This window comes from Desulfoluna sp. CLI2B (genome assembly GCF_056847375.1).
Genome location: NZ_CP186557.1, coordinates 1,309,612 through 1,330,138 on the forward strand (window position 1 = coordinate 1,309,612; position 20,527 = coordinate 1,330,138).

A 20,527-nucleotide genomic window follows, 5' to 3' on the forward strand; every position below is an offset into this window, starting at 1 on the left:
GTGGGTCCCATGGGATGTTGTGTAATGTAAGGCCCGCTGCCAGCGGCCTGCCCACGTTTTACCCCATGTGGTCTTAAATGGAAAGGGAGCCCGGGGCTGATGCCAAGGCAAACGCATTTATTTTTTGCCTCCGGCGGCAAGGTGGGGGCACCTTGAAACCCTGATGCGAATGCATGGAGGCAGCCATTCTGCCTTCGTTATCGGGGCATTCGCTTGATGTGTGATATCTGGCAACCGTCTTTGCAGGAGAGGCCCATTTCATTCTTCTAAAACACGATGAAGAACTTTTGGGATGCGCGTGACTTTAACTGGAATAACCTCGGCGGCCAACCTTTTAAAAAAGTATGACAAACAGGTTTTGTCTTCCTTTGCGGTTTGTCACACCTTCCAATCCCGGGAGTTTTTCTTGCAGGCTTGGTTAAAGGGTGAACATGGAAAATGTCACGGGTTTATCCAGGGTGTTGATGCCGTCTCTGATATCGGTGGTGGCCGGTAAAGAGAGCATCGTCGGGTAGTATGCCAGGGATTCACCGGTATCAGGCTTTCCGTTTTGGTTGGCGTCCAGGACGGCTATGACATACACCTCCTCTACGCCAAAGGGCGTTTTGATGATCTCGTCAAGCAACGCCCCCATGACCGGGACGGCGTAGGTGTGCTCGGCATCTCCCGTGGCGGCCATCACGGTCAATGGCGACGTTGCGATCCGGTCGGTTGATTAAAGGCGCGGGAAATGGTCAGGCCTTCTTTCTGGATGGCGATGACAAGGAGGGCGTCTCCCGTGTTGACGGTGACCCCGCCTCCGTTTTGAATCTTGAACGCCAGGGATGCGCTGTGGTTAACCACCCGTCGGTTGACGTCAAACCTCAGGGCGGGGTTTCCCCCGGCCTCGGGGACAAAGGTGTTCTCTCCTTTATGGAGTGTGTGGGCCACGGTGAAGGTGGCTTTGTCCTGGTAGTAGCCCAGAAGATCCCCGGCGTTGGCATCGGGAAAGCAGGTGTAGGTGGGTGTGTCCGGGGCCTCTTTGAAATTTTGGTCCCACAGGGCCAGGACCATGACGGTGTCTCCGGGGGCAAGGCCTGTTGGGCTCACGTCCAGGTTGAAATCCACGGTCCCGGGATCCAGTCGGTAAAAGGCCCGGGTGACGGACAGAGGGTGGGTGAGGAGAAGGTTGGGGGCGTCTGTCTCCGCCACCAGGACAAAGAGGGGGGCGCTGTCTCCGCCGTAGCCGACAGGGGGTTCCACCCGACCCGACAGGGTGATGGTTTCGCCCGCCGGGACCGGCAGGACCATGGCGTGGTCTGCATCCAGGTTGATGTCGCCCTGAGTCCCTTCGGTCAGGGTCACTAAGGTGGGCAGGCCCTTGGGGTGCTGGGAATGGAAGGCCACGGCCTCGCCGGGATCAAGTTTTTCGTTATTGTTGGCATCGAAGATGGCCATGATCGTCACATCGGCAATGGGCAGGTCATGGCCGTAGGGGAGGATCGTCATCCGGTAGTCCAGGGAATGTTCACGTTTTTCAACGCTTGCGTACCCGATGATGCTGTCCACATCAAGGGTAGAGAGATCGAGGCTCCTGGTGTCCCCTGCATAGGCAAGCAGGTGGACCAGCCCGGTGTAGCCTCCGGTGATGGTTCCTGAGATCTCCTTGTGGAAGTCATAGACCTGTCGGCTGATGCGGATGTCGGCCCCGCTGTTGACCCCTGGCTTCAGGGTGTAGCTCGGCGTGAAGCTCCCTTCTTCCATGAAGAACCCCATGGCGTCGCCCTCGTCCGGGGTGGGAATCCCCCCATGCCCGTTTCGGTCGAGAAAGCCGATGAGGGTCACCGTGTCCCCGGGGGCCAGCCCGGTGTCGGAGAGGTCCAGGGTAAAGCTGCCGTCCGGGGCTGTGCAGGTCATGGCCTCAAAAGAGTCCGACAGGTCCCGGGACATCATCTCCTGGCCGCTGCCCTTCAGGACCGAGGCATACATCTCTCCACCGCTTTGGGCCACGGCCTTGTCCGTGGTGATGTGGCCGCTGATGGTGAGGGGCTGGCTGGTGTCTGTTTCATCGCAGGCAGCAAAGAGAAGAAGGAGCAGGAGGGCAACGGTTGATCGAGATAAGAGAGCGCGCATGGCTTGTTTTCAGGGCCCTTGGCAGGGTCCCTGTCCAAAACAGGTGAGTGACGGCGCGGATGATCACCGGCCGACATGCCTCGGTCAGCGGGGCCTCTCCTCGACGGTGTTTCGGATGCATCATGACGAAAAAGGGATGAAAGACCCAGGTTCCGGGGCTGATGATATGCTTACCATGAGTATATACATAGAAGGCAAAGCCCGGGGCAAGGAAAATAGAGGCCCTTTGACCAGCCCGGATATTTCTTGGGAGACCGGCCAGCCAATAACAATGAGATGTTAGTGCGGTGGACTATCGGGGAGGGGGGCACCATGCTCCGAGAGGCCCGGGATGCTGAGGTAGTCCAAGCTTTCCCGGATGACAAGGCGGGTGGCCGTTGCAAGGTCCTGATAAAACGGGGACGTTGCATGGCGCATGATGTTTTCCGCAAAGGGGGGGACCCAGCGGGCGAGGTGACGTTCGAGGAACTCTTTCTGTTCATGGAGATGTGCCTGGGGCACCTCCTCGGTGTCCGGGGCCAGGGCATCGATCTCCCTGCCGACAAGAAAGCTGAGGTAGTCCAGTTCGGCCACGATGTGATCCGGGGCCTCTTTGAAGGTGTCGGCCACCACAAGGCCCGCCTTGCGGTACCTGGCCTCGGCATCCATGGCGGAATCGCTCATCATTGTGCCGGTTTCGTCCATGTAGCCGGATCCGCAGGGAGGGGCCAGGCGGCCGTACGGACCGACAAAGAGTCGGGTGAACTCGATTCGGAGCCCGGAAAAATCCGTGAGCGATTCCATGGCGGATGCCATGCGGGCCATGGGGGCCACGGCTTCAGATTCCTGGGCCGCCAACAGGCGGACCAGGGTCTCCGGTATGTGGACAAGCGGGGGGCCCGGCAGGCAAAAGCAGGCCGAGAGGCCCCTGTAGACTTCTTGGCGTACCGATTCAAAACGGATGATGTCGTCTGTGTTCATGGTAACTCCGTATGGCGAATGCATGGAGGCAGTCCGGTTAAAGCTGATAATTCACGAGTTACGATAACGAATCCTGACCCCTCAAGGCTTGTCGTATCACTCGTACACACCACCAGCAGCTTTCGAGGTGGCTCACCTCGCTGCCGGAGGTATGCTTTTTTCAACGGGTGGCCGCGCCATCGGTGCCCAGGTTGAGATACCGCTCACCCAGGGTGTAGAGAAGCAGCATCACCGAGATGGCAAACAGGGCCACCAGCCATTCCCAGGGGCTTGGGGCGTAGGTGACAATCTCCGGGAACTGCTCTGCCTTGGGGCCGACGGGGAATCGCTGGCCGTTGATGAGGATCTTCATGTGGATGACCAGGGACCCGGCCCAGGCGATCAGGGCCGCCGTTAGGGTGCCGGTGGCGGTTTTGCGGACAGCAGGGCTCATGATCAGGGCAAAGGGGACAACCAGGCCGATGATGGCCTCCAGGGGAAACCCGAACAGGCTCCCGAAGGGGGTGTTGAGGGTGCGATGCGCCATGAACTCCGGGATCACGGTTGACGCGGCGACGGCTGATTTTATCCCGGTGATGACAATGGCGGCCCCTGCCGACCAGGCGAACAGGCGGTAAAACACCTCGTCCACAGCGGGGCGATATGGGGAGAACCGGCCGGTTTTCAGCCTGTGGCATATCATGGTGTGGAGGAGAAACAGGGCGGTGCCGCTGAAAAGGGCCATGACCAGGTAGAAGATGGAGTGCATGGGCCCGAAGTAGACCGCCCGTGACTCGGTGGTCCCGAAGACGGCTCCCAGGACCATGGGGGCCGCCATGGCACAGAGAAAGGAGAGGGAGCCTGCGGTTTTGCTCAGAGCGCTTTGTCTGTCCCCGGCATAAAGGCATCCGAGCTTCACGGCGAGAAACAGGAGCTCGGCGGTATAAAGGGCGCCCATCCACCAGATGGGGGAGGCCAGGTTGGGGGAGATGATGAAGTAGATCATGCTCCAGATATTCCCGATTTCCAGGGCGATGGCAACAAAGGCCCCGCAGAGGGTGGCCAGGGCGAGAAACACCAGTCGTTTTGAACTCGGGGCCAGGCGCTCCATACCGAACAGGGTCGGCAACGCGGAGAGCATGGCGAGGCCAGAGCTGCTGAGGGCCAGGAAGATGTACATGCCCAGGGGAAGGGTCCAGATGACGACATCGTTGGCGGCAAAAAGCCAGTGCCCCTCCCGAAAGAGGGTTATCGTGGTGTACAGGCCCGCCAGGATACAGGCTCCGAGCCCACCCAGCCAGATTGTGTAGGTTGTTTTTTTCCCGTTCATTTGTACCCCCCCTTGGAGGCCTCGTAGTGGGCCGGGTCGTACCCCCGGATGTAAAAGACCCGCGGGTTTGTTCCCAGGTGCTCTTTCAGCCTGAAGGGCTTGAATTTTCCCAACAGCTTGCTGACCTTGCTTTTGGGGTCGCTGATGTCTCCGAAGATCCGTGCATCGGCCGGGCAGGCCTCCACGCAGTATGGCAGGAGTTTTTTTTGCACGCGGTGATCACAGAAGGTGCACTTCTCCACCACCCCTTTGGGACGGATCCCGGGCTGGGTCTCTTCCCGATCCGGGTTGTAATAGGGGATGGCCTTGCCCCCTGCTTTTTGCGTTACTTCCGACGGGGAGAAGGTGCCGCCTTCGATGAGCGGTTCGGTATGACGCCAGGAGGGGTGAGGGCTGCGCCAGTTGAAATAGATGACGCCGTAGGGGCAGTTGAACTCACAGTACTTGCAGCCGATGCATTTGTCCGGGTCGTGCATGGTGATGCCGTTGGGAAGCTTGTGCATGGCCCCGGTGGGGCAACCCCGGACGCACGGGGCGTTTTCGCAGTGGTTGCACAGGGTGGGGAGGTAATGGAACCTGACATCGGGAAAGGTGCCGACGGTTTCGGTGATTTTGTTGGACCAGTAGATCCCGTCCGGTACGTTGTTTTCGTTTCGGCAGGCGACGCTGCAGCCTCCACACCCCACACATCGTTGAAGGTCGATGACCATGGCGTATTGTGGCATGGCGTTATCCCTCCTCTATGCGTTCGATTTTCACGCGGGTGCCGGCATGCCGGACCGTGCTGCCGCTCAACCGGTCGTATTCGGCCGGGATCAGGTCGTTGTTGTTGCCGCCCCTGGGGGTTTTCCCGAACACTCGTGTGGCCACCCGGCCGTAGGCCCAGTGGCCCTGTCCGAAGCATTTGGCGACGGTGCCCGGCCGGATCCCCTCCCACAGCTTTGCCGTGCACTCGATGGTGCCGGTGGGGGAGGTGATGCGAATCTTGTCTCCGGACTCCACCCCGATTTTTTTTCCATCGGCGGGGTTGATCTTGGCCACGTCCTGCCAGGGCTCATCACCGGGGTCCAGGTCCTTGAAATCGTAATACCAGGTGCAATTGGCCGAACGCCCCTCCCGGTTTAGCCGCGATTTGTGATCCACGAACACAAAGGGGTAGGTGGCGGCATCGCCGATGGTGAAGGGGTCTTCGTGGTGGGGGATAAAGGCGTGCTCCCCTTGCGCTTCGTAGTTACAGGCCGTCAGGACCTCATCGACGGTGGTTTTGTGGTTTTTGGCGTGCTTTTCAAGGGCGGTTTTCAGGGTGACGCTGTAAAACTCGAATTTTCCCGTGGCGGTTTTCATTTTCCCCCAGCGCTTGCGGTAGGGGTAGGGATCGGAATTCCAGACCCCGGTTTTGAGAAAGTCCTCCCAGCCGTTGAATTTGTCTCCCCCCTTGTATTGGGCCGGGTCCCACAGGGACTGGGTGGCGTACTTCAGGGCGAAGAGGGAAAACTCGTCGGCGGTGGTCGGCTCTTTGCCGGTTTCCGGGTCCCGGTACTCTTTGTAGTGACGCAAGAGGTTGTCGAATCCCCGTTGGGAGAGCTTTTCCGCCAGCAGCCAGGGCACCTCGGTTTCATCGGTTTTGTAGTCTCCGATGCGCTTGATCACCGGCTGCATCAGGGTGACATGCCGGTAGCCGTTGGCGATGGATTTCACGTACCCGTATTTTTCAAAGAGGTGATGGGTGTTGGGCAGGAGGATGTCTGAAAACCAGGAGAATTCCGAGGCGTGGGTGGTGAGGTGGGCCACGAAGGGAATCTTGGCAACGGCCCGTTCCCAGCGGTCGGGCTGGGTGCAGGAGAAGGTGAAGTTGTTCATGTAGCCCACGGCGACCTTGATCTCATAGGGGTCCTCGTTGAGGATCCCGTCCGCCGCGTTGTTGGTGAGGACGGCCGAGCCGGGTTTGCCCGATTTCAGGGCGGGAAACGTCAAGCGGCCCCGTTGATCCATGTGTGTTCCCTTTCTTGGCGATCTCGTCCATGAAGGCGTCGGGCTTGGGGAACTTTTTGGTGTACTCCTTGTTGCTGACCAGGGTGCCCCCCTCGTTGTCGCAGGCCCCCACCAGGCCGTTCAAGGCGTGGCAGGCCATGCTGCCATATCCGCCCCGGACCTGCATCGATGGCCCGCCCCCCACCCAGGAGATGGCCCTGGGGGCTGCCTTGCCGAAATCTTCCGCCACCCGGAGGATCTGCGCCTCGGGCAGGCCGGTTTTTTCGGCCGCCCACGCCGGGGTCCGGTCTTTGACCTCAAGGTTCCACCAGGCGACCACCCCGTGGGTGAATTTTTCGTCAAAGGTCGAATCATCCACGGTCTGCCTCGGAACGAACCGGTTGGTGCCATCCTTGAAGTCCCCCACAAATTCCCTGGACCAGAGCCCGCGGGCGAGGATGACGTGGGCGATGGCCAGGGCCAGGGCGCTGTCCTGCCCCGGCACGATGGGCAGCCATTCATCGGCCTTGCCCGCCGTTGCCGAAAGCCGGGGTTCCACCACCGCCACCCGGGCCCGGTCCACCACATCCCCCCACACGCTGGTGTAAAAGGGCACCTGGCGGTTGGCGGCCAGGGGGTCGGCCCCCCAGATGAGGACATACCGGGCTTTTGTGACATCGTACTGCCGGTAGCTCCAGTATCCTTCCGTGTAGTAAGACCCGAATTTTTCCGCCTCTGCGCAGATGGCGCTGTGGGAAATGTTGTTGGGTGAGCCGATGATTTTGGTCATGCGGTCGTAGAGGATATCCCGCATGTAGGTGTAGCGGCCGCGCATGAGCATGTATTTGTGGGTTTCACCGGCATCGCGAAGTTCCATGATCTTGTCGGCCAGGGTGTCAAGGGCCTCGTCCCAGGTTATGGGGACAAAGCCGGGGTCTTCGTGGCGCCCCTTTTTGGGGTTGGTGCGCTTCATGGGGGTTTTGATGCGATCCGGGTCATAGACCTGCTGAAGGGCCATGTGGGCCCGGACACAGCTGGCCCCCATGCAGACCTTGGAGTGGGGGTTCCCCCTGACCTTTACCGCACGGTCGCCCACGACATAGACCTGCTTGGAGCACCAGGAGGTGCATCCCTGGCAGGTACCGGCATGCCAGGTGCCTTTCTCTTCCGGGGGCGTGTCCTGGGCCTCCGCAAGGGCCGTGAGTTCCGGTTTCAGCCCCATGCCGGTTGCCAGCAGGGTGCCTCCGGCAGCAGATGCCTTGAGGAAACGCCTTCTGGACATGCTGAGGTCTGACATCAGTTTGGCGATCATGGCGTGTTTCTGAGTGTTCATGGCTACCTCCGCCGAATGGCGTTAGTCCGGATATGTCATGAATCTTTTTTTGGGAACGCAGTGACGCATGGCGCATGGCCGGGTGCATCGAACCAAAGGGGGGGGGGCGAAAGGGTGCAGGGAGCCTGGATAAAAGAGGTGCGGTGGACGGATCAGGTTTGGTGTGCGGTGTTGGGGCCCTTGCACGGAAGGGCTCCGTCAGTGAACTTGTTCATAGTAGCATGGAATTGTGTGGTGCATCCATGCCCGGTTGATTTTTTGGGACCGACGGGCATGGAGCAACCCGTCGTCCTGGGAGGTCGATGGCCTCGTGTTTATCCCGACTTTGCAAAGACCACCCGGTTTCGTCCCATGTGTTTGCCTTTGCAGAGGGCCGCGTCGGCCCTGCTGACATTGTGTTCAAAGGTCTCCGAGGCAGTGCAGTCCGTGACCCCCAAGGTCAGGGTGACGGTGAGGTAGGTGCCCTTCCAGTCGAACAGGGAGGAGGCGATGCGGTTGCGGAGGCGTTCCGCCATGGTCTCTGCGTCTTCTCCGGTGGTGTCCGGGAGCAGGAGGATGAACTGCTGACCGGTCCAGCGACCCAGGATGTCGTGGGCCCTGAGGTTGGACTCCAGGAGCCTGCTGACTCGCTGAAGGATATAATCTCCGCAGTCGTGGCCGCAGGTGTCGTTGATCCCCTTGAAGTGATCCAGGTCGGCCAGGACCAGGGCATAGGGGCTTTGGTAACGTCTGGCCCGGGAGTGGAGTTCCCGTTTTCGTTTTTCAACGCCCCTTCGGTTCGGCAACTCCGTAAGGGGGTCGGTGAGGGAGAGTTGTTCCAACCGACGGGCCTGGGCCTCAAGTTCTTCCGTCCTTTGGGCCACGAGCTGCGTCAGCTTCCGGGTGCGCTTTCGGGCGGTGGTGATCCGCAGGCCGATGAAACCGGCCAGGGCCAGGCAGATTGCCGCGCGAAAGGAGGCCTGCTGCCAGAACGGTGGGGTAATCCGTATCTCCAGGCCCCCATGGTCACGGTTCCAGGTGCCGTGGCTCCCCGAGGCCATGACCTGAAATTGGTAGGTGCCGGGGGGCAGGTGGGAGTATCGTGCCGTGGGGGTGTTGCCTGCCTCCACCCAGGAGGCGTCGTATCCTGTGAGCTTGTACTTGTAACGGTTCTCCGAGGGGCTGTTGAAGTCGTGGAGGGCAAAGGAGAGGGTGAGGTTGTTTTCCTGGTGCGTCAGGGTGATGCCCTGGGTTTTGTCCAGGGAAGCCCCCAGGTTGATGCGGTTGCCTTCGGGGCTCCCCGGATGGACCGGGGTGCCGTTGAGCACAAGCCCGGTCAGGTGAATGGAGCCCGTGGGGTGGCTCATGGGGATTTCGCCCGGCGCAAAGAGAAGGCAGCCGTTTTCCCCTCCGAAGATCAGGTTGCCGTCCGGGGAGCGGTGGGCCGCTCCCTGCACGAACCGCAGGGGCATGGGAAAGCGGGAGATGGCCCCGGTTTTGATGTCCAGGGCGGAGAGGCCCCTTTCCGTGGCCACCCAAAGGCGCCTTCTGCCGTCGAAGAGGATGCTTTTTATGATGTCCCCGGAGAGGCCGTCCTCCTTGAAGTAGGACCGGACGGTTTCGGTCTCGGGGTTGAGGCGGTTAAGCCCCTTGTAGGTTCCGACCCAGATCGCTCCGTTGGGGGTTGTGGCAAGGCAGGTGACGATGTTGTTGGACAGGCTCTCTGCCGCCCCTTTGCGGTGGTGAAACTGGGTGACCCGCTTTCCGTCCTGGTCGATGCGGTTCAGCCCCATATCGGTGCCCACCCACAAGGTGTTTCCACTGGCTTCCACAAGGGCGTGGACGGTGTTGCTGCTGAGGCCTTGCTGAGAGGCGGGCCCTTTGCCGAACCGCTTGACGTCACCGGTTTTCAGGTCATGGCGGAACAGACCGCGGTTGCGGGTTCCTGCCCAGACGACACCGGAGGTTTTTGTACTCAGGGCAGTGATGATCCGGGTGTCCTGTGCCGGAGGCTTGTCGCCCCAGGGGATGTACGCCCCGGTAAGGCGGTCTCTGAGGAGGAGGCCGGCGCCCCAGGTGCCGATCCAGAGGGAGCCGTCCGGTGCCGGGGAGAGGGCGTTGATGTCCAGGCTACCCGGGCCCAGGGGAGGGGGGCCGTTTTCTGTCGCCTCGTATCGGTTTTGTCCCGGGGATGACTTTTTGAGGCCGGTGTACCAGCTCCCCGTCCAGAGGGTTCCGTCGCTGTCGGTGGCCACGGCATGGACGGAGTTGGGGATGTCGTTCCCGGAGTACCCGGGCAGGAAGAGCTGCATCCGATACAGGGTTTTGCTCAGTGTGTTGACCCCGCCTCCGCGGGTTCCGATCCAGATGACGCCGGAACGGTCCTCAAGGATCCACCGGATGTCATTGTGGGAGAGGGAGCCGTCAAGGTACGGCACGTTCTGGTGCAGGGTGGATCGGCCAGTCTCAAGGTCCAGGATGAGGAGACCGTGATTTTGGGTACCTACCCACAGGGTGCGGCCGTCGTCGTAGAGGGTGTTGATGGTGCCGTCAGCCTCCGGCGGAAGCCCGTCCATGCCGGGAAAGGGCACGCAACGACCCTGGTCCGGGTCAAAGAGGCGAAATCCTTGGGCGGTGCCGACCCAAAGGGCGGATCCCCCGGCCGGGTAGAGGGTGCGGATTTGATCGTGGGGAAGGGAGGCGGGGACCTGGGGATCGTGCCGAAAGGCGGTGAAGGTTTCATCGGCCCGGTTGAAGCGGTTCAAGCCCCTCTCGGTGCCGACCCAGAGGGTGCGGTCCCGGGATTCGGCAATGGACCAGATGCGGTTGTGGCTGATGGCACCAGGCCCGTTGTCGGCTGTAAACCGGGTAAAGTCGGCGGTCTCTTTGTCGAAACGGTTGAGGCCGGAGCTGAAGCTGCCGGCCCAGATCGCCCCGTGGGAGTCTTCGTAGTGGATCTGGATCCGGTCTTCACTGAGGCTCCGGGGATTGGACGGATCGTGTCGGAACACCACTGCCTCACCCGTATCCGGGTCGATGCGGTTGAGCCCGCCCCCCCATGTGCGAACCCAGACAGCGCCCTCCCGGTCTTCGATAACGCCGCCGGCATCGTTGTGGGAGAGGCTCTTCGGGTTGTCCAGGTCGTTTTGGAAGACCCCCATGGTAACGCCGTCGTACCGGGCCACCCCGTTGCGGGTGCCGAACCACATGGCACCATTATGGTCCTGCATGATCTGGAAGACGGTATTGTCCGGGAGGCCGTCGGTTTCATCGATGTGACGAAAGAGAAGGGTGGGCGTGCCCCCGTAAGCCGTGGTCAGGGCGGCCAGGCAAAAAAAGAGTCCCAGGCAGATGACCCGGAGTGAGGACCGCATGGTGAAATATTCAGATAAATAAAACAAACAAAGTCTCCGCGGCGTGCTCCCGGGTGAACCGGCGCATCCGCCCTGGCCTTCGGCTGCATGGTGGCAAGCCTTAAAAGACGGTCACTATCAGAGCTGCCTCCGTCAGAGGCGGCTTTTTATATATTTGATCATAGGGGCTGTTTTTGAGCTGAATCGTGACAAAACGAACAGCACGTGGGCGCTGTGTGATGCCCCACGGTTCATATCGGTTTTCCAGGAAAGAACTTGAATTGAGGATGATTGAAAATTGAGGAATGAGTGAGCTTTTTTTCTGTGGATTGCTTTCGGGGGGCGCCTTACCGGGGGTAGAATGTGGGGCCCGAAAGTTTGGGTGAACGTTATGATAACAATTTTAGATGTATACACGGTGCACGGGACGTAGTAAAACCCGTGATTCAGGTGCTGCCGGGCCTTTGGGCTTTCCGGCGGCGTGACATCCATCCAACATAAAAATCAGGACCAGTGAAGAGCATGAGTGATTCAAAAATAGGCGTTGTCGTCCCGGGGTCTCCCCTGGGGATGACCACCCCGGATCGACTGGAAGAGATCGCAGCTGTGGCGAAAAAATACAATGTGGAAACCATCAAGATCACGGCTGCCCAGAGGCTGAAACTCTACGGCGTTGAAAAAGAGGAGGCCCCGGCCCTTTTGGCGGAACTCGGGGGAGCCATGCCCAAGCCCGTGGGTGTGAAGACCGGCCCCCATACCCTTCAGTCCTGCCCGGGGCGGCGAAGCTGCAAATACGCCTGTCAGGACTCCCTGGGACTTTCGGAAAAACTGGGTAAGGCCTTGGCAGACCGGGTATTTCCAGGCAAGGTAAAGGTCGGGGTCTCCGGTTGTGCCTTCAACTGCAGTGAAGGATACCTCCGGGATGTGGGTATTTTCGGGAAGAAATCCGGATGGACCCTGGTCTTCGGCGGCAACGCCGGTGGGCGTCCCCGTATCGGCGATGTCATTGCCGAGGGCCTCACCGACGACGAGGTGATCGCATGGACCCTCAAAGCCCTTGAGTACTATACGGAGAACGCGCGAAAGATGGAGCGCTCCGCCCGTCTTGTGACCCGTAAGGGCGTAGACGAGCTCAAGGCTTTCCTGGAAGCGTAGCCTGAAACAATGTACGTAAAACCTGTTTGTCAAACTTTTTAAACGTTTGGCCCCCGGCAGGGCCGCCGGAGGCTTTTTTGGGCGTTGTGTTGTCCCTTAACCAAAACGAACAAGGAGGGCGTATGCAGGTGATGATGGCTGGGGCCACGGGCCTTGTGGGCGGTGCGTTTTTTAAGCGGGCCGTTGGCGACTCCGGGATTGAAAAGATCGTGCTTCTGGGGCGGCGGGCCGTTTCCGAGCTTGAGTCCCATGACAAGGTGACCTCCCTTGTGGCGGATTTTAACGCCCTGGATTCCCTGGCCCCGTCCTGCCGGGTGGACGTCATGGTCTGCGCCCTGGGGACCACCTTGAAAAAGGCGGGGAGCAAAGAGCGGCTCTTTGAGGTGGACTGCCTCTACACCGAAGCTGCCGCTGCCTATGGCCTCCGGTGCGGCGCCCGGACCCTGGTGGTGATCTCCAGCGTGGGGGCCTCTGCCACAGCCTCTTCCCACTATCTTCGCACCAAAGGGGAGATGGAAAAGCGGGTGACGGCCCTCGGGTATGCCGCCTGCCATATCCTGCGCCCCTCCCTTCTTATGGGGGATCGCGGGGAGACCCGGTTCGGGGAATCCCTGGCCGCGCGGTTACTCTCCCCGGTTTCGTTTCTGCTTCCCGCCGCCTACCGTCCCGTCCATGCCGATACCGTTGCCGAAACGATTCATTCGGTGATCAAAGAGCCGGGGGAAGGGGTGAGGGTGTATGGGGGGAAGGCGTTGGTGGGTAAATAGTGAATGGTTAGTAGTGAATAGGGAACAACAGGTGTCGGGAGAGCACCATGAGGCGGCACAAGTCCGTGTAAATCTCATTGCACTTTTTTCTGAGGGACGACGTGCAATGGCAATATGGTTTTCTTTTTTTTGTTTCCGGGTTCCGACCTGCCGGTGTGAAGCAAAGCGGCATCGTGGATAAAAATCATTGGGTGAAACGATCTCAATCGTGGAGGCAGAGCCTCCGTGTCTCATTCCCAGGCAGAGCCTGGGAACGAGAGATTCCCTGATACGGTTTATTGTTCGATACCTTCCGTATTCAACACGGGCGAAGCCCGTCAGCAAATGCTCCGTCCCTGAGGAACGAAGGGACGGAGCATTTGCGAACCTGGGGTGCAGGGGATTTATCCCCTGCCCGCCGGAGGCTGCTTGTTGGTTTTATCTGGTCCGGGCTTTGTAGGCTCGGGTCTGGTCGCCGATGAGGGTGGGGAGTTTCGGGTTGTCCAGGTTGGTTTCGATGAGGCGCTCAAAGGCGCTGCCGATGACCACGCCGTCGGCAAAGCGGGCGATGGCGCCCACGTCGTCAGGTGTGGAGATGCCGAAGCCCACGCACACGGGCACGGGGCTCAGGGCCTTTACCCTGGTGTAGAGGGCTTCCACGGCGTTGGCGTCGAGGCCGCCGCTGCCGGTGACTCCCACCATGGAGATGAGGTAGAGAAAGCCCGAGGCAGCGCCTGCCACCATGGGGGCGCGCTGGCCGTCCGTGGTGGGGGCCATGAGGCGAATAAGGCTCATGGACTCTGCTTCCAGGGCGCGGTTCAGCTCATCGGACTCTTCGGGGGGCATGTCCACCACAAGGACCCCGTCGGCACCGGCCTTGGCCGCGCTTCGGGCAAAGGCTTCGTAGCCGAAGGCCAGAAGGGGGTTGGTGTAGGAGAAGAGGATCACGGGGATATCCGTAAAGTCCCGGATGGCCTCCACCAATTCCAGGATGCGCCTAACCGTTGCCCCGTTTTGAAGGGCCCGCTCCGAAGAGCGCTGGATCACCGGGCCGTCGGCCGTGGGATCGGAAAAGGGGATCCCCAGCTCCAGGACATCGAGGCCTGCATCGCACATCTCTTTGATGAGGGCCAGGGAGGTGTCGTAGTCCGGGTCGCAGGCCGTGACAAATCCCACCAGGGCCTTTTCGCCCTTTTCTTTCAGTTGTTCGAATCGATCGTCAATCCGCTTCATTACATCCCCTCCCGTTTTGCATCGTAGTCGGCCACGCTGGCCATGTCTTTATCCCCCCTGCCGGAAAGGTTGATGACAATCACCTTGTCCTTGCCCATCTCCCCTGCTTTTCGGATGCCCATGGCCAGGGCATGGGAGCTCTCCAGGGCCGGGATGATCCCTTCCAGTTTGCACATGGTTTTAAAGGCGTGTATCGCCTCTTCGTCCGTAGCCGAGTCGTAGGTGACCCGCCCGGTCTCCTTGAACAGGGCGTGCTCCGGGCCCACCCCGGGGTAGTCCAGCCCGGCGGAGACGGAGTGGGCTTCCAGGACCTGTCCGTCGTCGTCCTGGAGCACGTAGCTTTTGGAGCCGTGGAGGACGCCTACGGTGCCCTTGCTCAGGGTGGCCGCGTGTTTGTCGGTGTCGATGCCTTCCCCTGCGGCTTCCACGCCGAGGAGGGCCACCTCGGGGTCGTCCACAAAGGGGTGAAAGATGCCCATGGCGTTGGAGCCTCCCCCGATGCAGGCCACGATGAGGTCGGGCAGCCGGCCTTCGACTTCCCGGATCTGGCTTTTGGTCTCCAGGCCGATGATCCGCTGGAAGTCCCGGACCATGCTGGGGTAGGGGTGGGGCCCGGCCACGGAGCCGATGACGTAAAAGGTGTCTTCCACGGTGGAGGACCAGTGGCGCATGGCCTCGTTCATGGCGTCTTTCAGGGTCCCCGACCCCGAAGAAACCGAGACCACCTCGGCCCCCAGCAGCTCCATGCGGCGGACGTTTGGGGCCTGGCGACGGATGTCCTCTTCCCCCATGAAGACCGTGCAGTCCATGCCGAAAAGGGCCGCGGTGGTGGCCGTGGCCACGCCGTGCTGGCCTGCGCCGGTTTCGGCGATGAGCCGTTTTTTGCCCATCCACTTGGCCAGAAGGGCCTGGCCCACGGTGTTGTTGATCTTGTGGGCGCCGGTGTGGGCCAGGTCTTCCCGTTTTAAATAGATGCGGGCGCCGCCCGCGTGCTCGGTGAGGCGCCGTGCAAAAAAGAGGGGCGTGGGGCGGCCCACGTAGGTGGCAAGGAGGCTGTCCAGCTCCTTTTGGAAGGCTGCGTCGGTTTTGATCTTTTCGTAACCCTCCCGCAGCTCCAAAAGGGCGCTCATGAGGGTCTCACCGGCGTACATGCCGCCGAAGGGGCCGAAATGGCCCAGGTTATTGGGGGGATTTTGGTTCGTCATGTCTAAAAGGCTCCTTTATGGGACCGGGAACCTGGCATTGGCCCACGATCCGTATGAATTTTTGTATTTTATCAAAGGATTTTTTTCCGGGTTCCGTCTCCACGCCGGAGCTCACATCCACCCCGTCGGGCCGGAAACGCCGGATGATATCGGCCACGCTGTCAGGGCCCAGGCCCCCGGCAATGACCAGGGGGCTGCACCGGGGAAGGGGCGGGGTCTCGTCCCCCCAGGCCAGGGCGTTTCCCCCGGGCAGGACTCCCTTGCCCCACTCCACCAGGGCCGTGGCCGACGGGTACGCCGAAGCGCGTTCCATGAGCGGCGTGGCGGTGACGTAAAAGGCCTTGAGCACGGTAAGCCCCTGGCCATGGAGGGCTTCGGCCAGCTCCGGCGGCTCGTTGCCGTGGAGCTGCACCGCGGAAAGCCCGGCCGTTTCCGAAACGGCCATGACGGTCTCAAAGGACGCGTTCACAAAAACCCCCACCGAAGCCACCTCAGGCGGCAACTCCCGGGTGATCTCACGAGCCTGCAACGGGCTCACGTTGCGCGGGCTCTTGGGAAAAAAGACCAGGCCCACGGCATGGGCTCCGGCTTCTGCGCAAAAGGCCGCCTCCGAAGGGGATGTCAATCCACAGATTTTAATGCGAGGGGTGTGCATGGTGTTTTCCATTGTAACTATTCAGTTCAAAATTGCCTTCGACGGCCACGTTTAAAGAAAAAATGACAAACAGGCCTTTGGCCCCTGGAGCGCCGCACTCCTGTGCGGCACGTGTAACGACGAACTGAAAAACCGCATCGGAGTGCGACGTTCCGTTCCTGTCGATCTTTCACCCTTCATCCTTCACGTCACACCACAACCGGAGCAACCCGACGGAGTCCTCGGCCCTTACCAGGCTTTCCCCCACCAGAAAGGAGGAGATCCCGGTCTTCAGATGGCGCCGGATGTCCTCGGTCTCTTTGATGCCCGAGGCCGCCACCACCGTGGTGCCCGAAGGCAGGTGGCCGCTCAGTCGCCCGGCCCGGGTGGTGTCCGTCTCAAAGCTCTTCAGGTTGCGGTTGTTGATGCCCACCAGGGGCGGGGCAAAGGGGGCCACTTTCTCGATGTCGGCCTCGTCAAAGACCTCCACCAGGGCTTCCAGGCGAAGCTCCGAGGCCAGGGCCATGAAGTCCCCCAGCTGCGAGGGGGAAAGAATCCGGGCGATGAGGAGCACGGCGTCGGCCCCTGCTGCCGCGGTTTCGTAAAGCTGGTACGGGTCCACAATGAACTCCTTGCGCAACACCGGAAGAGCAACGGCCTGCCGGGCCGCCCTGAGGTCACCCAGGCTTCCTTTGAAAAATGTCTCTTCGGTGAGCACGCTCAGGGCAGCGGCCCCTCCCTGCTCATACCGCCGGGCCGTCTGGGCCGCGTCCAGATCGAGGTCGATGTCTCCCTTGGAGGGAGAGGCCCGTTTGACCTCGGCAATGACCGCCACGGTTTTTTCCTCCAGTGCCCTTCGAAAGGGCCTCACCACCCGGGGCGCTTCAGCGGCACGCCGCATGTCCGCCATGGAAACCCTGGTTTTGCTCTGCGCCACCACGCCCTTCACATGGGTGACGATGGTCTCTAAAAATCCGCTCATGTTTTTTAACCCTCTTTGCCTCCGGCGGCCCTGTCGGGGGCTAAGCTTTTAAAAAAGTTTAACAAATAGGTCTTAAATGCTCTTGGTGAATCAATGTCGGTTTAAAGGCGGATGTGATTTGACCCGAGGAACGAGGGGCAAAGAGCATCCGCATCCTGCTTTCAAGGTGGTACACCTTGCTGCCGGAGGCTTTTTGCGTGCTTATGCGTTTTCGGTGGTATAGCGTGCCAGCCCTTCCAGCTTGGCCATGGCGTTGCCGGAGTCGATGGCCTCTTCGGCGAGGAAGATGCCGTCCCTCAGGGTGTCGGCTTTGTCGGCTGCCATGAGGGCGGCTCCGGCGTTGATGAGGACCACGTTGCGCCTGTGGCCCCGTTCGTCGCCGGAAAGTATGTCCCGGGCGATGCGGGCGTTCTCTTCCGGGGTGCCGCCTTTGAGGGCGTCCGGGGGGGCCAGTTCCCCGAAGTAGTCCGTGGGGTCGATGTCCGTGGTGCGGATGAGTTCGTTGTTGAGCTCGGTGACCCGGGTGGGGGCGCAGACGCTGATTTCGTCCAGGCCGTCGTGGCCGTGGACCACCATGGCTCTGCGGGTACCCAGAAGGCGCAGGGCTTCGGCGAACATCTCGGTGAGGTGGGGGGCGTAGACCCCCAGGAGCTGGCGGGAGGCCCCTGCCGGGTTGGTCAAGGGGCCCACCATGTTGAAGATGCTTCGAAGGCCCGTCTCTTTGCGGGCTGCGGCTGCGTGGCGCATGGCCCCGTGGAAGGTGGGGGCAAAGAGAAAGCCGATGCCCACCTCGGCGATGGCTTCTTCCACCACGTCCGGGGAGACGCTTAAGTCAACGTCCAGGGCTTCCAGCACATCGGCGCTGCCGCAGGTGCTGGAGACGCTTCGGTTTCCGTGCTTGGCCACGGTGACGCCGCCTGCTGCCACCACAAAGGCGGTGATGGTGGAGATATTAAAGGTGGAGAGGCCGTCCCCGCCGGTGCCGCAGGTATCGAAGCAGGCGCCGCCCGCATGGATGCGCGTGGCGTTTTTGCGCATGGCCCGGGCGGCCCCGGCCAGCTCTTCAAAGGTCTCTCCCTTGGCGGCGAGCCCGGCCATGAGGGCGCCGATCTGGGCGTCGGTGGCCCGGCCTGCAAGGATCTCTTCCATGGCGTCGGCCATGGTGCTTTCGTAAAGGTTTTCCCCTGCCACGATTTTTTTCAGGATGTCGCTGAACATTTTTTCCCCTTATGAGTTGTCTCATTTCCTGTGGGCCGCGCCCGTGAAATTTTATTGGTATTTTTATGTCAACCGCTTCAAATCATGCGCCATGGACGGTGGGGGGATATCAGCTGGCGCGCCTGATAAAATTACGGATCAGCCGCTTGCCCGTGGTGGTCATGATGGATTCCGGGTGGAACTGGATCCCTTCGGTGGGGTGGGACCGGTGCCTTAGCCCCATGATCTCGCCGTCGGCGGTCCTGGCCGTGACCACAAGCTCGCCCGGCAGGCTCGACTCTTCCACGGCCAGGGAGTGGTAGCGCATGGCCTTCATGGGGGAGGCGATACCGGCAAAGACGCCCTCGCCGTCGGTTTCCACCTCCGAGACCTTGCCGTGCATCACTGCCTTGGCGCGGATGACGGTGCCACCGAAGGCCTCGGCGATGCTCTGGTGGCCGAGGCAGACCCCCAGGATGGGCACCTGGCCGGAAAAGGCCCGAATGGCGTCCATGGAGACCCCGGCGGACGCGGGCCTTCCCGGTCCCGGGGAGATGACGATACCGGAAGGGGAGAGGGCGTTGATCTCCTCCAGGGTGACGGCGTTGTTGCGGTACACCGTCACCTCGGCACCCCCCATTTCCAGGTACTGGACGAGGTTGTAGGTAAACGAATCAAAATTATCGATCATCAGAATCATGGTGTGTCACCTGTGCTTTAAAAAAACGTTACGGGCGTTTGGTGCCCATGGGTGAAGCGTTAGCTTCGGGTGGCCACTTCGATGGCCATGGCTTTGTTGACGGTCTCCTGCCGTTCGGTCTCCGGGTCGGAGTCGGCCACGATACCGGCCCCGGCGCGGACGGTGAGGGTCTCCCCTTCGATGACGGCGGTACGGATAGTGATGGCCAGGTCCATGTTGCCGCTGAAGGAGACGTAGCCCACGGCACCGCCGTAGGGGCCCCTTGGGGATTCTTCCAGTTCGGCGATGATCTCCATGGCTCGCACCTTGGGAGCACCCGAAAGGGTCCCCGCCGGGAAGGTGGCCTCCACCAGGTCAAAGGCGTCCAAGCCCGGCTTGAGGTCGCAGGAGATGTTGGAGACCAGGTGCATGACGTGGGAGTAGCGCTCCACCACCATGAGGTCCGTGACCTGTACGGTGCCGGTGGTGGCCACCCGACCCAGGTCGTTGCGGCCCAGGTCCACCAGCATGAGGTGTTCGGCCCGCTCTTTTTCGTCCTTTAAGAGGTCGTCGGCAAGCCGTCGGTCTTCCTGCTGGGTGGCGCCCCGGGGCCGGGTACCGGCAATGGGGCGGACCGTTGCCGTGCCCCGCTCCAGGCGCACCATCACCTCCGGGGAGGAGCCCACCAGGCAGGTGTCGCCCAGGTTCATGAAGTAGAGGTAGGGCGAGGGGTTGATGTAGCGCTGAGCCCGGTAGAGTTCCACGGGGCAGGGGGGCGCCTGGCAGGTAAAGGGCTGGGAGATGACGGCCTGGATGATCTCGCCGTCGAAGATCGCTTCCCGGGCTTTGGCCACCCTGGCCCGATACGCCTCGTGGGAGATGACCGGTGCGGGGGAAAGGGGCACGTCGGGTTTTTTACCCGGGGCCTTGCCGTTGCCGTGCTCCACCTTGTCCATGAGGGCGTCCAGGCGCTTTTCTCCATCTTTGTAGAGGGCCACAGCGTCCGGGAAGTCCTCTTTGAAACAGAGCACCATGGCCACCATGGTGTTGCGGATGTTGTCGAAAAGAATCATCTCGTCGGCCAGGATGAAGTGGGCCAGGGGCTTCTCCTCCGGGTGGTCGTGGGGGATGTTTTCAAAGAACGAGACCATCTCGTAGGTCATGAACCCGGTGAGCCCGCCCTGAAATCGGGGCAGCTCCGGGAGCTCCGCGGCTTTGCAGCCCGTCATGAGGTCCCGAAGAATCTCAAGGGGCTTGCCGTGGTGGGCGACCCTGGCCACGGTCTCTCCGGTTGTCGTCTCCACATGCTCGAGAAAGACCCGCACCTCCATGCGCGCCGACACCCCCAGGAAGCTGAACCGACCCCAGCGCTCTCCGCCCTCCACGCTCTCCAGGAGGAAAAGGGGGGTGTCCGGGGTATAGAACCGCGTGAGAAGGGAGACCGGCGTCTCCTGATCGGCCAGGATTTCCCGGCACAGGGGGATGACATCGGCTTGCTCGGCCAAGGCGGTGAAGGCGTCGCGTGAAGGGAATTCTGTGAGAAACATGGTGTTTTCCTTAAGCAGGTGTTTGCTTGCAAATGATCGATGAGAGACGTGCGGCCCCCGGGTCTGGATATAAAAAAAGGGCCGGTAACGTCGTTGCGTTCGGCCCTTAAAATAAAAAAGGACCGTGAGGTG

The 20,527-nt window shown here is 61.1% G+C and carries 17 protein-coding genes; 2 read left to right on the forward strand and 15 right to left on the reverse strand.

Annotated elements, in window-relative coordinates:
• Positions 1-418 precede the first annotated feature (418 nt).
• The 8 genes from ACOYW2_RS06420 to ACOYW2_RS06455 all read right to left on the reverse strand — a co-directional run bounded on the left by ACOYW2_RS06420 (position 419) and on the right by ACOYW2_RS06455 (position 11,065).
• Positions 419-679 carry a hypothetical protein gene (locus tag ACOYW2_RS06420; RefSeq protein WP_482769819.1) on the reverse strand — a complete coding sequence of 87 codons (261 nt, stop codon included), beginning with the start codon at positions 677-679 and terminating at the stop codon, positions 419-421.
• A gap of 5 nt (positions 680-684) precedes the next feature.
• Positions 685-2,112 (reverse strand): hypothetical protein, encoded by a 1,428-nt coding sequence (locus tag ACOYW2_RS06425; RefSeq protein ID WP_482769820.1) that lies wholly within the window; start codon positions 2,110-2,112, stop codon positions 685-687.
• 279 nt (positions 2,113-2,391) lie between these two features.
• The gene (locus ACOYW2_RS06430; RefSeq protein ID WP_482769821.1) at positions 2,392-3,072 is read right to left on the reverse strand and encodes a TorD/DmsD family molecular chaperone; all 681 of its coding nucleotides are present in this window, start codon (positions 3,070-3,072) and stop codon (positions 2,392-2,394) included.
• Positions 3,073-3,232: 160 nt separating this feature from the next.
• Positions 3,233-4,381 (reverse strand): NrfD/PsrC family molybdoenzyme membrane anchor subunit, encoded by a 1,149-nt coding sequence (gene nrfD / locus ACOYW2_RS06435; RefSeq protein ID WP_482769822.1) that lies wholly within the window; start codon positions 4,379-4,381, stop codon positions 3,233-3,235.
• Positions 4,378-5,106 carry a 4Fe-4S dicluster domain-containing protein gene (locus ACOYW2_RS06440; protein ID WP_482769823.1) on the reverse strand — a complete coding sequence of 243 codons (729 nt, stop codon included), beginning with the start codon at positions 5,104-5,106 and terminating at the stop codon, positions 4,378-4,380. The genes nrfD and ACOYW2_RS06440 overlap by 4 nt, the downstream gene beginning before the upstream one ends.
• A gap of 4 nt (positions 5,107-5,110) precedes the next feature.
• Entirely contained in the window at positions 5,111-6,373 is a 1,263-nt protein-coding gene (locus ACOYW2_RS06445) for a molybdopterin dinucleotide binding domain-containing protein (RefSeq protein WP_482769824.1), read from the reverse strand.
• On the reverse strand, positions 6,264-7,685 hold the full coding sequence (locus tag ACOYW2_RS06450) for a molybdopterin-dependent oxidoreductase (RefSeq protein WP_482769825.1): 1,422 nt from the start codon (positions 7,683-7,685) through the stop codon (positions 6,264-6,266). Before ACOYW2_RS06450 ends, ACOYW2_RS06445 begins: the two co-directional genes overlap by 110 nt.
• Before the next feature lie 314 nt (positions 7,686-7,999).
• On the reverse strand, positions 8,000-11,065 hold the full coding sequence (locus ACOYW2_RS06455; protein WP_482769826.1) for a two-component regulator propeller domain-containing protein: 3,066 nt from the start codon (positions 11,063-11,065) through the stop codon (positions 8,000-8,002).
• A gap of 474 nt (positions 11,066-11,539) precedes the next feature.
• Between ACOYW2_RS06455 and ACOYW2_RS06460 the strand changes: the two genes are divergently transcribed.
• Together ACOYW2_RS06460 and ACOYW2_RS06465 are read left to right on the forward strand one after the other, a co-directional pair.
• The gene (locus ACOYW2_RS06460; protein WP_482769827.1) at positions 11,540-12,172 is read left to right on the forward strand and encodes an NAD(P)/FAD-dependent oxidoreductase; all 633 of its coding nucleotides are present in this window, start codon (positions 11,540-11,542) and stop codon (positions 12,170-12,172) included.
• Between the two features lie 122 nt (positions 12,173-12,294).
• Complete coding sequence (locus ACOYW2_RS06465) at positions 12,295-12,939, forward strand: NAD(P)H-binding protein (protein WP_482769828.1); 645 nt, start codon at positions 12,295-12,297, stop codon at positions 12,937-12,939.
• A gap of 417 nt (positions 12,940-13,356) precedes the next feature.
• Here the strand turns inward: ACOYW2_RS06465 and trpA are convergent, their stop codons facing one another.
• The 7 genes from trpA to ACOYW2_RS06500 all read right to left on the reverse strand — a co-directional run bounded on the left by trpA (position 13,357) and on the right by ACOYW2_RS06500 (position 20,395).
• Complete coding sequence (gene trpA, locus ACOYW2_RS06470) at positions 13,357-14,151, reverse strand: tryptophan synthase subunit alpha (RefSeq protein WP_482769829.1); 795 nt, start codon at positions 14,149-14,151, stop codon at positions 13,357-13,359.
• The gene (gene trpB, locus ACOYW2_RS06475) at positions 14,151-15,356 is read right to left on the reverse strand and encodes a tryptophan synthase subunit beta (protein WP_482769830.1); all 1,206 of its coding nucleotides are present in this window, start codon (positions 15,354-15,356) and stop codon (positions 14,151-14,153) included. The genes trpA and trpB overlap by 1 nt, the downstream gene beginning before the upstream one ends.
• Positions 15,331-16,011, reverse strand: coding sequence for a phosphoribosylanthranilate isomerase (locus tag ACOYW2_RS06480; protein WP_482769831.1), 681 nt, complete (start codon positions 16,009-16,011; stop codon positions 15,331-15,333). Before ACOYW2_RS06480 ends, trpB begins: the two co-directional genes overlap by 26 nt.
• Positions 16,012-16,180: 169 nt before the next feature.
• Complete coding sequence (gene trpC / locus ACOYW2_RS06485) at positions 16,181-16,972, reverse strand: indole-3-glycerol phosphate synthase TrpC (RefSeq protein ID WP_482769832.1); 792 nt, start codon at positions 16,970-16,972, stop codon at positions 16,181-16,183.
• A 201-nt stretch (positions 16,973-17,173) separates the two neighbouring features.
• On the reverse strand, positions 17,174-18,190 hold the full coding sequence (gene trpD / locus ACOYW2_RS06490; RefSeq protein WP_482769833.1) for an anthranilate phosphoribosyltransferase: 1,017 nt from the start codon (positions 18,188-18,190) through the stop codon (positions 17,174-17,176).
• A 109-nt stretch (positions 18,191-18,299) separates the two neighbouring features.
• On the reverse strand, positions 18,300-18,869 hold the full coding sequence (locus ACOYW2_RS06495; RefSeq protein WP_482769834.1) for an anthranilate synthase component II: 570 nt from the start codon (positions 18,867-18,869) through the stop codon (positions 18,300-18,302).
• A gap of 59 nt (positions 18,870-18,928) precedes the next feature.
• Positions 18,929-20,395 (reverse strand): anthranilate synthase component I family protein, encoded by a 1,467-nt coding sequence (locus tag ACOYW2_RS06500; RefSeq protein ID WP_482769835.1) that lies wholly within the window; start codon positions 20,393-20,395, stop codon positions 18,929-18,931.
• Between the last annotated feature and the right edge of the window lie 132 nt (positions 20,396-20,527).

What these genes read in the sequence shown, in the direction of transcription:
- ACOYW2_RS06420 (WP_482769819.1), bottom strand. Translation starts at nt 679, where the DNA reads ATGGCCGCCACGGGAGATGCCGAGCACACCTACGCCGTCCCGGTCATG.
- ACOYW2_RS06425 (WP_482769820.1), bottom strand. Translation starts at nt 2,112, where the DNA reads ATGCGCGCTCTCTTATCTCGATCAACCGTTGCCCTCCTGCTCCTTCTT.
- ACOYW2_RS06430 (WP_482769821.1), bottom strand. Translation starts at nt 3,072, where the DNA reads ATGAACACAGACGACATCATCCGTTTTGAATCGGTACGCCAAGAAGTC.
- nrfD (WP_482769822.1), bottom strand. Translation starts at nt 4,381, where the DNA reads ATGAACGGGAAAAAAACAACCTACACAATCTGGCTGGGTGGGCTCGGA.
- ACOYW2_RS06440 (WP_482769823.1), bottom strand. Translation starts at nt 5,106, where the DNA reads ATGCCACAATACGCCATGGTCATCGACCTTCAACGATGTGTGGGGTGT.
- ACOYW2_RS06445 (WP_482769824.1), bottom strand. Translation starts at nt 6,373, where the DNA reads ATGGATCAACGGGGCCGCTTGACGTTTCCCGCCCTGAAATCGGGCAAA.
- ACOYW2_RS06450 (WP_482769825.1), bottom strand. Translation starts at nt 7,685, where the DNA reads ATGAACACTCAGAAACACGCCATGATCGCCAAACTGATGTCAGACCTC.
- ACOYW2_RS06460 (WP_482769827.1), top strand. Translation starts at nt 11,540, where the DNA reads ATGAGTGATTCAAAAATAGGCGTTGTCGTCCCGGGGTCTCCCCTGGGG.
- ACOYW2_RS06465 (WP_482769828.1), top strand. Translation starts at nt 12,295, where the DNA reads ATGCAGGTGATGATGGCTGGGGCCACGGGCCTTGTGGGCGGTGCGTTT.
- trpA (WP_482769829.1), bottom strand. Translation starts at nt 14,151, where the DNA reads ATGAAGCGGATTGACGATCGATTCGAACAACTGAAAGAAAAGGGCGAA.
- trpB (WP_482769830.1), bottom strand. Translation starts at nt 15,356, where the DNA reads ATGACGAACCAAAATCCCCCCAATAACCTGGGCCATTTCGGCCCCTTC.
- ACOYW2_RS06480 (WP_482769831.1), bottom strand. Translation starts at nt 16,011, where the DNA reads ATGCACACCCCTCGCATTAAAATCTGTGGATTGACATCCCCTTCGGAG.
- trpC (WP_482769832.1), bottom strand. Translation starts at nt 16,972, where the DNA reads ATGAGCGGATTTTTAGAGACCATCGTCACCCATGTGAAGGGCGTGGTG.
- trpD (WP_482769833.1), bottom strand. Translation starts at nt 18,190, where the DNA reads ATGTTCAGCGACATCCTGAAAAAAATCGTGGCAGGGGAAAACCTTTAC.
- ACOYW2_RS06495 (WP_482769834.1), bottom strand. Translation starts at nt 18,869, where the DNA reads ATGATTCTGATGATCGATAATTTTGATTCGTTTACCTACAACCTCGTC.
- ACOYW2_RS06500 (WP_482769835.1), bottom strand. Translation starts at nt 20,395, where the DNA reads ATGTTTCTCACAGAATTCCCTTCACGCGACGCCTTCACCGCCTTGGCC.